The organism is Bacillus cereus group sp. Sample62 (genome assembly GCF_036851315.1).
GTDB classification, from domain to species: domain Bacteria; phylum Bacillota; class Bacilli; order Bacillales; family Bacillaceae_G; genus Bacillus_A; species Bacillus_A wiedmannii.
Genome location: NZ_JAFLPK010000001.1, coordinates 3,776,732 through 3,791,799 on the forward strand (window position 1 = coordinate 3,776,732; position 15,068 = coordinate 3,791,799).

Here is a 15,068-nt window from a genome sequence, read left to right on the forward strand (position 1 = left end):
TAGTGTGTCCGAAATTTCTATGCTTACCTCACACACATTTTTCCTTCATAGGAAAGAGAGTGAAAGTTATTTTAATATATCATCAATAAAAAAACTGACTGTACTTACGCACAGTCAGTTTTTTATTATTTTACATAGTTTTCTTTAACAACTGTTGCACAACGCTCACATAATGTTTCATGTTCAGCGTCTTTACCAATTGTTTCTGAAACTACCCAACAACGTTCACATGTTTCACCAGTTGCTTGAGCAACAACAACCGCTGTATGCTCATACTTCGGCGCATCTGCTGGCGCTTCTTCCATCATACCACCAAGTTTATACTCAGAAACGATGAATAATTGCTTTAAGTCTTCGCTAATAGACTCTAACATAGTTTTCATTTCTACAGTCGGATATAGCGTAATACTTGCATTTAATGACTTACCGATTACTTTCTCATTACGAGCTACTTCTAACGCTTTTAATACGTCATCACGCAGCGTCATAAATGCATCCCATTTTGTTTTTAATGCTTCCGCACCATCTAATTGTACAGCTTCTGGCATATTAGTTAATTGTACACTTTCTTCTGTTACACCCGGAATATATGGCCATACTTCATCAGCTGTATGCGGTAAGATTGGTGTTACAAGTTTCGTCAATGCAACAAGAACATCATATAATACAGTTTGAATTGCACGACGATCTTCATGGTTTGCACCTTCAATGTATAAAATGTCTTTTGCAAAGTCTAAGTAGAATGAACTTAAATCAATTGTACAGAAGTTATGAATTGCATGATACACAGCAGCGAAGTCGTATGTTTCATATGCTTCTTTTACTTTTGTAATTAGGTCATTTAATTTCACTAACATGTAACGATCTACTTCACGAAGTTCAGCTACAGCTACTGTATTTTCACTTGGCTTAAAGTCATCTAAGTTTCCTAATAAGAAACGGAATGTGTTACGGATTTTACGATACACTTCTGCTACTTGTTTTAAAATATCATCTGAAATACGTACATCAGATTGATAGTCAACAGAAGATACCCATAAGCGTAAAATATCTCCACCTAATTGATCCATAATTTTCTTCGGTACGACGATGTTTCCAATCGACTTACTCATTTTACGTCCTTCACCATCTAATACGAAACCATGGCTTAGTACGCCTTTATATGGAGCTTTACCTGTTACAGCAACTGCTGTTGATAATGAAGAGTTAAACCAACCACGATACTGGTCTGATCCTTCTAAATATAAATCAGCTGGACGTTGTAAGTCTTCGCGCTCTTCTAATACCGCTTGGTGAGAAGAACCTGAATCGAACCATACATCCATGATGTCTGTTTCTTTACGGAATTCACCATTTGGGCTACCTGTATGTGTAAATCCTTCTGGTAATAGATCTTTCGCTTCACGCTCGAACCATACGTTAGAACCGTGCTCACGGAATAAATCTGCTACATGGTTAATTGTTTCATCTGTAATAATTGGATCACCATTCTCTGCATAGAATACAGGGATTGGCACACCCCATGCACGCTGACGAGAAATACACCAGTCACCACGGTCACGAACCATATTATGAAGACGAGTTTCTCCCCATGCTGGTACCCATTTTGTTTCCGCAACAGCTTCTAATAATTCTTTACGGAACGCTTCAATAGATGCAAACCACTGTGCTGTCGCACGGAAAATAATTGGTTTTTTCGTTCTCCAATCATGTGGGTATGAATGCGTAATGAATGTTAGTTTCAGTAACGCGCCTACTTCTTCTAATTTTTCTGTAATTGGCTTGTTAGCTTTATCATAGAATAGGCCTTCAAATCCAGGTGCTTCATTTGTTAATACACCTTTATCATCAACTGGGCAAAGTACTTCTAATCCATACTTCTTACCAACAACGAAGTCATCTTCCCCGTGTCCTGGTGCTGTATGAACACAACCTGTACCTGCATCTGTTGTTACGTGATCTCCTAGCATAACTAATGAATCACGATCGTAGAATGGATGTTTTGCAACTGTGTACTCAAGTTCGCTACCTTTTACCGTTTTCACAACTTCAGCATTTTCCCACTCTAACGTTTTTGCAACTGTCTCAAATAGTTCAGAAGCAATAATATATTTTTCATCATTTACTTTTACAATAGCGTATTCAAGTTCTGGATGAACAGAAATACCTAAGTTTGCAGGTAACGTCCAAGGTGTTGTTGTCCAGATAATGAATTTCTCATCACCTTCTAATACGTTCTTTCCGTCTTTTACAGGGAATGCTACGTAAATAGATGCTGATTTTTTATCTTGGTATTCAATTTCAGCTTCTGCTAAAGCTGATTCACTCGTTGGAGACCAGTAAACTGGTTTTTGCCCTTTATAGATATAACCTTTTTTCGCCATATCACCGAACACTTTAATTTGTTGCGCTTCATAAGCTGGCTCTAAAGTAATATATGGGTTATCCCAATCAGCACGTACACCTAAACGCTTAAATTGTTCACGTTGACGTTCTACTTGTTCATATGCATACTCTGCACATAACTTACGGAACTCAGCAACTGTCATTTCTTTACGCTTTACACCTTTATTTGTTAAAGCTTGCTCAATTGGTAAACCGTGTGTATCCCAACCTGGTACATATGGTGCGCAGTAACCAGTCATGGATTTATAACGAACAATAAAGTCTTTTAACACTTTATTTAATGCATGTCCCATATGAATGTCACCATTCGCATATGGAGGTCCATCATGCAGTACAAATAAAGGACGACCTTTCGTATGTTCTTGTACCTTTTCATAAATATTCATTTCAGCCCACTGTTCTTGCATTGCAGGCTCACGTTTTGGTAAATTCCCACGCATTGGGAACTCTGTTTTTGGCATTAGTAATGTATTTTTGTACTCCATGCTCAATTCCTCCTTACATGTATAAAAGAAACACTTAAAAAACGGAATAAAAAAGAGACCTTCTCATCCCAAAAAGGGACGAGAAAGTCTCCCGCGGTACCACCCTAGTAGATCCTATACGTATGTATACAATCCTCTTTATATTCTTAACGCGAATATACGCCTACGCTTACTCTATTGGTTCAGCGCGGAACTCCAGGGTGATATTCCCATTATCTCCTTATCCTGAGCTTACACCATCCTCAGTTCGCTATATAAGGTATGAAAAAGGTACTTATCCCTATCTTCGTTTTTCTTAATAAATATGTTGTTTAAAATTATATGTAATAATGAGAAAAACGTCAAGCTTACACTGTTTCTTCTTTTTTCAACAGTTCATCTACTTCGTCTTCTAACTCAATTAGTTTATCCCAATCATCGTTGTTTAACATTTCAAGCTGTGTTTCTAATAACATACGGAAACGAGTGCGGAATACTTTCGCTTGTTTCTTTAGCTCTTCAATATCAAAAGCAACTTTTCTTGATTTTACTAACGCTTCGTTAATAATACGGTCTGCATTCTTTTCAGCTTCACGTACGATTAATTTTGCTTCTTTTTGCGCATTACGTTTTACTTCTTCCGCTGCTTCTTGTGCAACGATGATAGATTTGTTTAACGTATCTTCAATATTAGAGAAATGATCTAACTTCCCTTCTAATTGCGCAACTTTTTCTTCTAAAGCTTTTTTCTCACGAATGACTAATTCATAATCTTTGATAATTTGATCAAGAAACTCATTTACTTGATCTTCATCATAGCCACGGAATCCGCGACCAAATTCTTTGTTATGAATATCTAATGGTGTTAACGGCACAACGCCACCTCCAAGTAGTTATCTAAATTTCCTCTTTCAATTATATCTTTTCTTCGACAAAATAGGAGAATTTCCTTCTAAAAAACCAATCATTTTAGTATACCATACAAAATTCTCCATTTGTCGCGCTTTGTTCTACCTTCTACAGAAAACAATTTACTTCGTCCATATCCTCTCACTGAAAAAACATCTCCTGGATAACATTCATAAGAAGTTTGCTCCACTGTTTTCCAATTAACTTTTACTAAACCATTTTTTATGAAAGGTTGTACTTTTTGTCTGGATATATGTAACATTTCAGCTAACATAACATCTAAACGAAGTGAAGAAACCGTTCCAGATTTCTCTCCCCACGTTTCTTGCATCTGTATAATTTTTTCTCCTTGCACTGATGATAAGGAGACTTTCACTTTCGCTATAGATTGTAAGTTCATCTCAATATAAGATACAACTTCTTTCGCGACTACAATTTGGGCACGATCTTCTTGAAGCAAAATATCACCACATTTTTCTCTCGTTAAACCAAGAGACATAAATGTACCTAATATTTGCCTATGTTCTAGCGTATAAAACTTGGAAGGATAGTCAATTTCCAATACTTCCACTTGAAATTCCTCTTCATTCATTACTAGATAGTCCGGATAAATGAGTGCTCTCTTACGCTCTGCATAAGGCGTTGCACCATCAAACTGTACAGCAACATCCCCTTGTCCTATTACCATAGTGACAATTTGTTGTTGTCTTGGATCAAGGAAGTCTGTTAACTTCACTTGATGGTACTCCGCTGCTCGCTTCCACTCTAACACCTTATCCACAAAGACCTCTTCATCGGGTCTGAAATGTTCATAGATGCTCATTTATTTAACCTCTTACTATAAGAAATAGTTGAATATACTTATTAAACCATTCGTAGCAAGCTTTAACGTGAAAATCGCAACGAGTGGAGAGATATCAATCATACCAAGCGGCGGAATAAATCTGCGAAATGGGTCTAAATACGGTTCACAAATACGCGCAAGAATATCTCCGAAGGTTGATTCCTTTGCACCTGGGAACCATGATAGGAGAATGTAAATAATAAGTGCCCACGAGTAAATCTCGATAGCATAAACTAAAAGCCTTAAAACTGTTTCCATGGCGTATTACCACCTCTTTATATTTGTGTCTTCTTCTTCACCGAACAACTCTGAAATTGCACCAACAATATCTACATTTTCAGGTGTACACATAAATGTTTTCGGTCCTATTTTTTGAATATCCCCGCCTATAGCGTATACAGTACCACTTAAAAAGTCAACGATACGTACAGCTTGATCAGTAGACATTCGTTGTAAATTAATCACAACAGCTCGTCTACCTTTTAAATGGTCCGAAATCCCTTGCGCTTCCGAATATGTGCGTGGTTCTAATAAAACAACTTTTGAAGATTGCTTTGCCGTTTCAATGCTCACAACATTTTGTTTCGGTTGCGCTTTTGGAAACGTAACATCTTGTTGTTCTGGCGGATCTTGCTGCTTCTTCATGTCTGTTTGCTCCTTTTCATAACTATATTGAGCTGCTTCTTTTTCTTCCGGTGTATCAAAAAAGAAGTATTTTACTTTTGACCAACTCATAATAAGATTCTCCTTCCTTTTACGCTTTTCCTACTAAAATCGTCCCCAAACGAATATATGTAGCACCTTCTTCAATTGCAATCGTGTAATCATTAGACATTCCCATTGATAATTCTTTACATGGCGCATGTAATAATTCTAGCTCCTGCACCTCTGTTTGTAGCATACGTAACTCCTTAAAACAGCGTCTGATTTCGTCCTCTTCTTCTGTAAACGGAGCCATTGTCATTAGTCCAACCACTTCAATCTTATCTAATTCTTGCAAACTTTGAATGAAAGAAACGGTTTCTTCTATTGCCAATCCTTGCTTTGATTCTTCAGATGATGTTTTCACTTGAATAAAACATTTCACTTTCTTATCAGCACGTTTTTGAATTTCTTTTGCAAGTGAAAGTCGATCTAACGAATGTAAATAATCAATTTCATTAATGATTTCTTTTACTTTTCTCGTTTGTAATGATCCAATAAAATGCCAATTCACTTTTGAACCGAAATGTTCGTACTTCTGTAAGAAACTTTCATTTCTATTTTCACCTAAATCGCTAATTCCAGCTTCAATTACTTCGTTTGTCTTTTCAATTCCTACCGTTTTTGTAACTGCAACGAGTTTAATATCTTGCAAAGAACGTCCCGCTCGTGCACAAGATTGTTTAATTTCTTCGTTTACAGTTGTTATTTTTTTTTGTACTGTCACTTGCTTTCTTCCTCCTTAAAACCTATGAAACTCAACATTCTCCCTGTCTTACCTTGATCACGACGATGAGAGAAAAATAGTTGTTCTTCACAGCTTGTACAAAGAGATGACATTACAATATTCTCTTCTTTTATGCCTACTTGTACACATAATATACGATTAATTTCTTTTAAATTAATTGCGTACTGCCCATCGGAAATTTTTTTATAAGGGACAGAACCGTTTACTACTTGCTCTGCTGCTGTTAACACTCTATCATCAACAACGTAACAACAAGACCCAATTGCTGGTCCAATTGCAACATGAATTTCATCGCTTGAAATCCCTTCTGCATTCCATTTTTGAATCATTTCCTTTGCAATCTCTTTTACAGTCCCTTTCCATCCAGCATGCGCAAGTCCTATCATACCATGTGATGGCGCATAAAAATAGAGTGGAACACAATCCGCGTAACATGATGTTAGAAGAACATCATTATTAGTCGTATAAATGCCATCTGTTTTTGAAATGCCGTCTTCATATGAATAGACGCCACTTCCTTTTTCCTGTTGTCCTACTTTTTCAACATGATGATCATGAACTTGTTCAGAGCAAATCCAGTTTTCTAATGGTTTTTGTAACTTATTTGCTAAAATGCGTCTGTTTTCATGAACGTTCTCCACGATATCATTCACATGTAATCCTAAATTCATCGCATGAAAGGAGCCCGTACTTACCCCACCATCTTTTGTCGTAAATCCAGCAGTAATGTTTCCAAGTTCTTTCCACGCTTGTAAATACAGTATACCGTCCACATATTTAAATGGTTCTCTCATAACAAAGCGGCTCCTTTTAATTAAAATAACATAAAAAAGCATGGTACTTCCTGTCTATTTTACCATACTTTTATTTTTTCATAATGCCAACAGAAAAAAAAGAGGAATTTGTAATATTCTTTATGAAATTGTCGGTGTTTGTATTGATTCTGTTACAGAATTAACAGGATTTACTCTAACAAGTATGACATCTTCCCCAATTTTCATAATTTCCTCCCAAGGAATTACAATTTCTACATCCTTCCCAAAGATCCCCAACATACGTGCCTGTTTGGAAATAATAATAGACCCGATCTTCCCTGTGTTCATATCAATTTCAATATCTCCAATATTCCCAAGCCTTTTTCCATCTGAAACATTTATTATCTCTTTCATCTGCAACTCCGAAATTCTTATCATTTTCATTCTCTCCCTTATATATGACGAATTGAAAAAACACTGTTTCTCAAATTAACAGGAAGCACCCTCTACTAATCCCATATTATTTTCATTATATGAACACAGCTTCCCTACTATGAGCGAGGACAAACTATATTACATATAAAAAGGTTTCACCATAAATGGTGAAACCTTATCCTTGGATCGTTTTATTCATTTGTTTAATAGCTGATTTCTCTAAACGTGACACTTGTGCTTGAGAAATCCCAATTTCTTCTGCAACTTCCATTTGTGTCTTTCCTTGAAAGAAACGTTTTCGAATAATCATTTTCTCACGATCATTTAAACGCTTCATCCCTTCTTTCAGTGCTAACTCTTCAACCCACTGCTCGTCCTTTTGTTTTTCATCACTTAACTGATCCATTACAAAGATAGGATCTCCCCCATCGTTATAAATCGGTTCAAATAATGAAACTGGATCTTGAATCGCATCTAATGCAAAAACAATTTCTTCATGAGTCACTTCAAGCACTTTTGCAATATCCATTGCTGTTGGTTCTTTTGAATTTTCTGCAATCAATTTCTCTCTTACTTGTAACGCTTTATACGCAATATCTCGTAATGATCGAGATACACGAATCGGATTATTATCACGCAAATATCTGCGTATTTCCCCAATAATCATCGGCACAGCATACGTTGAAAATTTTACATTTTGGCCTAAATCAAAGTTATCAATGGATTTCATAAGTCCGATGCAACCAACTTGAAATAAATCGTCAACATATTCTCCTCTGTTATTAAATCTTTGGATGACGCTCAGTACAAGACGTAAGTTTCCATTCACTAATTTCTCTCTTGCGCTTATCTCTCCACTTTGCATTTCACGAAATAATTTACGCATTTCATCATTTTTTAGTACGGGAAGTTTAGCTGTATCAACACCGCAAATTTCTACTTTGTTTCTCGTCAAAGTGTTCCCTCCTATCGGGAGTTGCTGTACAGTGTAAAGTATTTCCTTTGAAGGGGATTTTATGCATGCGGTTTTCTCTTCATTTTTCATTTTCGTTGTCTCTTCTCATACAACGAAAGAGAATAAGACCAGCCTAGATAACGGCTGGTCTTATTCTTTACACCATTTTATTAAATTCTTTTCTTAATCTTTTTATGATTCTTTTTTCTAAACGCGAAATGTATGACTGTGAAATCCCAAGCATATTTGCCACATCTTTTTGCGTCTTTTCTTCTTCTCCAGCAAGCCCAAACCGAAGTTCCATAATTTGTTTTTCACGATCATTTAATTGATGCAATGCTTTCATTAGAAGATGACGATCTACAGTAGCTTCTAAATCTTTTGTAATAATATCATCATCTGTACCTAATACATCTGATAGCAAAAGTTCATTCCCATCCCAATCGATGTTAAGCGGTTCGTCAAAAGAAACTTCTGAACGATTTTTATTATTCCGGCGCAAATGCATTAAAATTTCATTTTCTATACAACGTGAGGCATATGTTGCTAATTTTATTTTCTTTTCCGGATTAAATGTATTCACTGCTTTAATAAGGCCGATTGTTCCTATACTAATCAAATCTTCAATATTTATCCCTGTATTTTCAAACTTTCTTGCTATATATACAACTAACCGTAAGTTGCGTTCAATCAGTAACGATCTTGCTGCCTGATCTCCTTTTGGCAATTTATTCAAAAGAACTTCCTCTTCTTCTTTCGTCAACGGTGGTGGCAACGCTTCACTTCCACCGATGTAATAAATTTCATCGGTCTTAATTCCTAATTTCAGCAATACTTTATACCAAAGGTATACTAAATAAAATTTTAATTTCATCATATTATCCCGCCTCCCATTATTAAGCAATGACCATTTTTTGCGAAATTAACATTTTCGGATGCACAATACATTGATACTCTCCATTGGTTGACAACTGTTGTGTATTTAATCCAATCAATACTTTGCTGACTACAATAGAACTACCTTCATGATAAATTTGCACACTGTCTGGCTTAATTGCCCATAAAAATTGATTCTCTACTCCTACTGCTCTGAAAGGAATTAAGCGTAATTTTGTCGCCCATCCAGAATCATTTTCTGGTATTTGAGGAATCTCTGTTTTGGAATAAATTTGTTCTGTTAACCAAGCTGGCAAGCAATGCTCTAATGATGAAATATGCATAATCATAACGGGTGTTTTTGTTAACGGGTCGTAAAGTTGGTTTCCACTATCAATTAAACCTGCGAGTTCTAGTTCCTCTTCAGCTAATTGAATTTTCAATTTCACAATTTGATCATAGTGTATTTTTGTAACCTCTACGCTTTCAATACGCTTTTTAGAAAAATAATAAATTACTGGAAAACCAAAAACAACAAACAACCAGCTAATTGGATCACCGTAAGAAATTGATTGAGATTGAACCAACCCATTTACCATTTCATTCGTTTGCAAAAAGAAATGAGTGCCAATTAACCCTCCGCCAACCATAAAGGTTACAAAGTAAAAAGTAAAAACAGTTTGTGCATAGTTTCTAAACGTTGTAAACCCAAATGCTGTATACACAATAAGTAACGAATACAGTAGTTTCATAATTGGATGTGTCATCATAGAAGCAAAAGGAGTAAAGGCAAAAATAACAATGGTTGAACCTATAAATGCCCCTAACACAAGCCTCCATCTTTTGATCTTCTTTTTTAACACGGTAGCTGTTAATAAAAGTAAAAGAAAATCAATGCAGGCGTTTAACAACCAAACAACGTCGGCGTAAACAACCAAACAATTCACCTCTTTTTTTAAGTTGAGACTAGTATAATGCATATCCAATAGGAAAGTGTGTCAATTTGCGGAGGTGTTTTTTTGTTATTTTGTGCTTTCTAGACAGAATCTGTCGGTAAAAAATAAAAGTATATGTTTCATAGAATAGAATACTATACTTTTTTACTTACATATAAAGTGAAACTTTAATTAGCCCTCACCAATCAGGCTTTTACGGGCAGCCAAGCACATAGCTGGATAAATCGAAATATATAAAATAAAAAAAGACCTGCTTAGCAGATCTTTTCCCTGTATAAAACAAAAAAGGAGCATGAAAGCTCCTTTTCTTTTATCGTCTACGACGGTTACGTAAAAATGCTGGAATATCGATATCATCTGAATCTGAATGACGCTCATGAACAACCGGCTCTTCACGCTTCATTTCACGTTTTACTTCACGTTGTTTTGAAGGTTGAGCTACTGGCTGTTGCTGTTGTTGCGTATGATTCGCAGTCGGACGGATAATTGGTTTTGGTGGCTGCGTCGAAGCACTATCATCAAAACCAGTTGCAATTACAGTTACAACGATATCATCTTTTAATCCTTCATTAATAACAGAACCGAAGATCATATTTACTTCTGGATCTGAAGCTGAAGCTACAATGTCTGCCGCTTCTTGTACTTCATATAAGCTTAAGTTAGCTCCACCCGTAATGTTCATGATAACACCTTGAGCTCCATCAATAGATGTTTCTAATAATGGACTAGAAATCGCTTTTTTCGCAGCTTCAGCAGCACGGTTTTCTCCATTACCAGAACCAATACCCATTAAAGCAGAACCTCTATTAGACATAATTGTCTTTACGTCTGCGAAGTCTAAGTTAATTAAACCTGGTGTTGCAATTAAATCAGAAATACCTTGAACACCTTGACGTAATACGTTATCTGCTTCACGGAACGCTTCTAACATCGGCGTATTTTTATCAACAATCTCTAATAAGCGATCGTTTGGAATTACAATAAGTGTATCTACATTTTCTTTAAATGCCGCAATACCAGATGCTGCTTGTGTTGCACGCTTACGTCCTTCAAATGTAAATGGACGTGTCACAACACCAACTGTTAATGCACCTAATTCTTTTGCAACTTGAGCAACAACTGGAGCTGCACCAGTTCCAGTTCCGCCGCCCATACCAGCAGTTACGAAGACCATATCTGCACCACGAAGTGCTTCTTGGATCTGTTCTTTACTTTCTTCTGCAGCTTTTTTCCCTACTTCAGGGTTTGCACCTGCACCAAGTCCACGTGTTAATTTTCCACCAATTTGCATTTTTGTTTCAGCTTTTGATAGATTTAATGCTTGTGCATCAGTATTCACAGCGATAAAGTCTACACCTTGTACACCGTGTTCAATCATACGGTTTACAGCATTGTTTCCGCCACCGCCGACACCGATAACTTTTATATTCGCTAATTGATCTTGAGTAGTATCAAACTCTAACATGTCGAAATCCCCCTAGAACCTCATTTTTCGTGTCCAATTTTAATCCCATAAATAACGGAATACACGTTTTACTTTTGACATCATACGTTCATCATTTTGATTATTATTGTTTTGATTACGAGTTTTTTGTTTCGCAGGTTGCTGTTGTACCGGCGTTGGTGCTGGTGCTGATACTGCTTCAAAATGTTCTTGCTTTTCCTGCACATTTTTCCCACGTAATTTAGCTTTTTGATAAGAATGTTTAATTAATCCTACTCCACTTGTATATTGGGGCTCACGCACACCAATATAATCAGGAGTCGCTATACGAACATTTTCATGTAAAATATCATATGCAAGATCAAGAACACCCGGCATAGAAGCAATTCCACCAGTTAGTACATAGCCAGAAGCTACTTGCTTTACTCCTAACTTACGCACTTCATCTTGAACAAACATTAAAATTTCCTCTACACGAGCCTCTATTATATCCGATAATTCCAACTGAGAATATTGTTCTGTTTGATCGCTTCCCATAATAGGAACCGTAAACATCTCTTCTTCAGATGCTGTATCATAAAAAGCATGTCCATATTTCAACTTAATTTGATCTGCATTTTCTGTTGAAGTTTTCAACCCAATCGCAATATCCTTCGTTATATGGTCTCCACCTAACGGTAATACGCTCGTCGCTTGTAACTCTCCATCTTTAAAAATAGATAAAGTTGTAGATCCTCCCCCCATATCAACAAGGGCTACTCCTCTATGTTTTTCATCTGAAGATATAGCAACTGTTGCAGCCGCTAAAGGTTGAAGACAAATATCAACTATTTCAAGACCTGCTTTTTCTACACAACGAAGTAGGTTATGTAGTAAAGTTCTCGAGCCTGTTATAAGTGTACCTTCCATTTCTAATCTTACACCGATCATCCCACGTGGATCGTTAATCTCGTCAAGACCGTCTACGATGAACTGTCGAGGTACCACATCAATAAACTCACGTTCTGGAGCAATTGACACAACTTGTGCTGCATCTAGAACGCGTAAGACATCTTCATTCCCGATTTCACGATCTTCATTTGAAACAGCGACTACTCCGTGACAAGGAAGTAGCTGTACCTGGTTTGCATTGACACCTACTACAACTTGCTCAATGTGGATTCCCACCATGCGCTCAGCTTGTTCAATTGCTTTTTTAATTGATCGAACAGTCTCGTCTATATCAACTATCGATCCCTTCTTTAAACCATTTGATTTTACATTTCCAACACCAATAATGTTTAAGCTGTCATTAACCATTTCACCAATGATGACTTTAACATTGGATGTACCGATGTCAAGACTAACATATATTTCATTGCTGTTCATTCTTTGGCACCTCCTTCTTTATTTATACCATACAACTCAATATATGGAACAACAATCGCAACTTTACTATTTATAAGAAAAATATTCAACGTCTTTATACGTTTCCCTTTTTTAACCCTATATTTTTCTTATTTTTATTTAACATTCATTTAAGAATATCGCAGTAAACTGTGAATAACTGCTTATCTTGAAATAATTCTATTTCAAGTGTAAAGATTACCGCCAAGTATAAGTCTACACTAAGATGTACTCATAGAAAAGTGAAACTTGTACCAATCCTAGTATGAAACTAAGAATTTTTACATCTTTTTCATCAAATGAACCATTCTTGTAAATTCAGATGCATCAAGTAGAACGTTCGTTTCGTTTTTTCTACAGGAACGTAGTAAAAACTATCGTTCTATTCTTTTTTTTCTTCCGCTCCTAATTCTTTCGTATATGCCCCTACTTCTAAATCAATTAATACCTTTTTACCCGGCTCAATTGTTTTTAAGATAAGCGGATAAGCTTCCATACGCTTTGCGAAATTTTGAATCGTAGTGCTCACTTCGTACCCTTCGTTCATATATAAAGTAAGGTGATCTTCATTCGCATTCGTCGGTGAATAACGAATTTCAGAAATAGACCTTAAAATAGTTGGTGTTAATTTTTCAAGCTCAGCAATTAACTCCTTCATTTTTTCCTCTTTAAAAGGTTCAAAAATTGGTGCTGCAACAGGAAGTTTTCCGTTCGGAAGTACATCGAGTGTTTTCCCGTTCTCTAGTAACGGTTGTAATTTCCCATCTTTGTTTATATAACCAATCGTTAAATATTCTTCAATATGAACATCAATTTTATTTGGAAAACGTTTTTTTACATTTACTGCTTTAATTTCTTTTCGTTTCGTTAGGTTTTCTTCTGCTTTATGTGCTGTCACTCGGAAATAACTTGTATCATACGTCACACCTGATTCCTGCATCACTTGTTCATCTGTCATATAATGATTTCCAAACACACTTATCTTTTTGATATTGCTTAGTGGAGACCGAAAATAAATTAAAAAGAGCACTAATAAAAATAAAATTGATATGTATAAAATCAACCGATGATTAACATTTTTCTTGTTTTTCTTCTGTTGATTTTTTAACTTTGGTACACGATCCTGTAGTTTAATCACTTTACTATTTTTCATGTACGATCCCCCTACGTAACATAAAAAACGGCATGTTCCTCATGCCGTTCTTATCTTCTTATTATAACATAAATGATAATGAGCGGAACGAATAACCGTTATCTTCCAATGATTTCTACTTCTGTATGCATTTCTACGCCAAATTTATCCTCGATTGTTTGTTTTATTAATGCAATTAAAGATAAGACATCTTGCGCACTGGCTCCCCCAGTATTAATAATAAAATTCCCATGCATTTCAGAAATTTGAGCTCCGCCTATTTGATAACCACGAAGCCCCGCCTTTTCTATTAAGTCTCCTGCAAAGTATGGGATTGGATTCCGAAATATGCTTCCTGCACAAGGATGATTCCACGGCTGTGTTTCACGGCGGTAGTCTTTATTCTTTTGCATGACGCTTACGATTCCCTCACGCTCTCCTACCTGCAATTGAAACTCAGCTTCCAAAACAATACCAGGACGTTTCGTTTGCAATACAGAAGTACGATAGGAAAACTCCATTTCTTCATGTGTTAACCAATTAATTGTTCCGTTTTCAAACAAAATAAGAGCTTTTGATAATATGTTTGATATATCCGATTTATGTGCTCCTGCATTCATATACACTGCACCACCAACACTTCCTGGAATACCACTGGCAAATTCCAGGCCGGATAACCCTTGACGACTAAGTAAAGTTGATAATTTAATAAGGGGATACCCACCACCAACTCTTACTCTATGTTTTTCGACTTCTAAGTGGTCTAATCCTTCTCCTAAACGAATAACGACACCTTCTATACCTAGATCAGATACAAGAAGGTTCGAACCTCGACCAATTACAGTCCACTTTGTTTTATATTTTTTTACTAACTGCAACGTTTTTTCAATACTGGCAACATGCTTTGGCACAATTAAAATATCAGCTGGTCCACCTATTTTCATAGTGGTATAACGCGCTAACGCTTCATTTACTAACACGCGACCAACATTTGCTTCTATAAGCTCATTTACTAATTGCTCCATAAACAATCTCCCCCATACTAAGTATCCTTAT

15 protein-coding genes and 1 other annotated feature are annotated in these 15,068 nt (G+C 36.2%); all 15 genes read right to left on the reverse strand.

Features of this window, described 5'->3' with window-relative positions; all coding sequences use genetic code 11:
- Window positions 1–125: 125 nt before the first annotated feature.
- Window positions 126–2,891 (reverse strand): isoleucine--tRNA ligase, encoded by a 2,766-nt coding sequence (gene ileS2, locus J0835_RS19050; RefSeq protein WP_000455964.1) that lies wholly within the window; start codon window positions 2,889–2,891, stop codon window positions 126–128.
- A gap of 71 nt (window positions 2,892–2,962) precedes the next feature.
- Window positions 2,963–3,187: a binding site (T-box leader), on the reverse strand.
- 51 nt (window positions 3,188–3,238) lie between these two features.
- Entirely contained in the window at window positions 3,239–3,745 is a 507-nt protein-coding gene (gene divIVA, locus J0835_RS19055) for a septum site-determining protein DivIVA (protein WP_001131609.1), read from the reverse strand.
- 89 nt (window positions 3,746–3,834) lie between these two features.
- The gene (locus tag J0835_RS19060; protein WP_087981690.1) at window positions 3,835–4,602 is read right to left on the reverse strand and encodes a YlmH family RNA-binding protein; all 768 of its coding nucleotides are present in this window, start codon (window positions 4,600–4,602) and stop codon (window positions 3,835–3,837) included.
- Window positions 4,603–4,617: 15 nt separating this feature from the next.
- Window positions 4,618–4,881: a YggT family protein gene (locus tag J0835_RS19065; protein WP_087981691.1), complete on the reverse strand. Its 264-nt coding sequence runs from the start codon at window positions 4,879–4,881 to the stop codon at window positions 4,618–4,620.
- Between the two features lie 6 nt (window positions 4,882–4,887).
- Window positions 4,888–5,358 (reverse strand): cell division protein SepF, encoded by a 471-nt coding sequence (locus tag J0835_RS19070; protein ID WP_064474974.1) that lies wholly within the window; start codon window positions 5,356–5,358, stop codon window positions 4,888–4,890.
- Window positions 5,359–5,377: 19 nt separating this feature from the next.
- Window positions 5,378–6,052, reverse strand: a complete 675-nt coding sequence (locus J0835_RS19075; RefSeq protein ID WP_087981692.1) for a YggS family pyridoxal phosphate-dependent enzyme — start codon at window positions 6,050–6,052, stop codon at window positions 5,378–5,380.
- On the reverse strand, window positions 6,049–6,867 hold the full coding sequence (pgeF, locus tag J0835_RS19080; protein ID WP_087981693.1) for a peptidoglycan editing factor PgeF: 819 nt from the start codon (window positions 6,865–6,867) through the stop codon (window positions 6,049–6,051). Before pgeF ends, J0835_RS19075 begins: the two co-directional genes overlap by 4 nt.
- Window positions 6,868–6,987: 120 nt before the next feature.
- Window positions 6,988–7,266 carry a YlmC/YmxH family sporulation protein gene (locus tag J0835_RS19085; protein WP_000619414.1) on the reverse strand — a complete coding sequence of 93 codons (279 nt, stop codon included), beginning with the start codon at window positions 7,264–7,266 and terminating at the stop codon, window positions 6,988–6,990.
- Window positions 7,267–7,438: 172 nt separating this feature from the next.
- Window positions 7,439–8,218, reverse strand: a complete 780-nt coding sequence (sigG, locus tag J0835_RS19090) for an RNA polymerase sporulation sigma factor SigG (protein WP_000197753.1) — start codon at window positions 8,216–8,218, stop codon at window positions 7,439–7,441.
- Between the two features lie 157 nt (window positions 8,219–8,375).
- Complete coding sequence (sigE, locus tag J0835_RS19095; protein ID WP_333728158.1) at window positions 8,376–9,095, reverse strand: RNA polymerase sporulation sigma factor SigE; 720 nt, start codon at window positions 9,093–9,095, stop codon at window positions 8,376–8,378.
- A gap of 19 nt (window positions 9,096–9,114) precedes the next feature.
- A complete protein-coding gene (gene spoIIGA, locus J0835_RS19100; RefSeq protein ID WP_000261976.1) occupies window positions 9,115–10,032 on the reverse strand; it encodes a sigma-E processing peptidase SpoIIGA in 918 nt (305 codons plus the stop codon).
- Window positions 10,033–10,360: 328 nt separating this feature from the next.
- Complete coding sequence (gene ftsZ, locus J0835_RS19105) at window positions 10,361–11,515, reverse strand: cell division protein FtsZ (RefSeq protein ID WP_087981694.1); 1,155 nt, start codon at window positions 11,513–11,515, stop codon at window positions 10,361–10,363.
- A 39-nt stretch (window positions 11,516–11,554) separates the two neighbouring features.
- The gene (ftsA, locus tag J0835_RS19110) at window positions 11,555–12,862 is read right to left on the reverse strand and encodes a cell division protein FtsA (RefSeq protein WP_087981695.1); all 1,308 of its coding nucleotides are present in this window, start codon (window positions 12,860–12,862) and stop codon (window positions 11,555–11,557) included.
- 400 nt (window positions 12,863–13,262) lie between these two features.
- Window positions 13,263–14,033: a cell division protein DivIB gene (gene divIB, locus J0835_RS19115; RefSeq protein ID WP_087981696.1), complete on the reverse strand. Its 771-nt coding sequence runs from the start codon at window positions 14,031–14,033 to the stop codon at window positions 13,263–13,265.
- A 98-nt stretch (window positions 14,034–14,131) separates the two neighbouring features.
- The gene (gene murB / locus J0835_RS19120) at window positions 14,132–15,037 is read right to left on the reverse strand and encodes a UDP-N-acetylmuramate dehydrogenase (protein WP_087981697.1); all 906 of its coding nucleotides are present in this window, start codon (window positions 15,035–15,037) and stop codon (window positions 14,132–14,134) included.
- Window positions 15,038–15,068 lie beyond the last annotated feature (31 nt).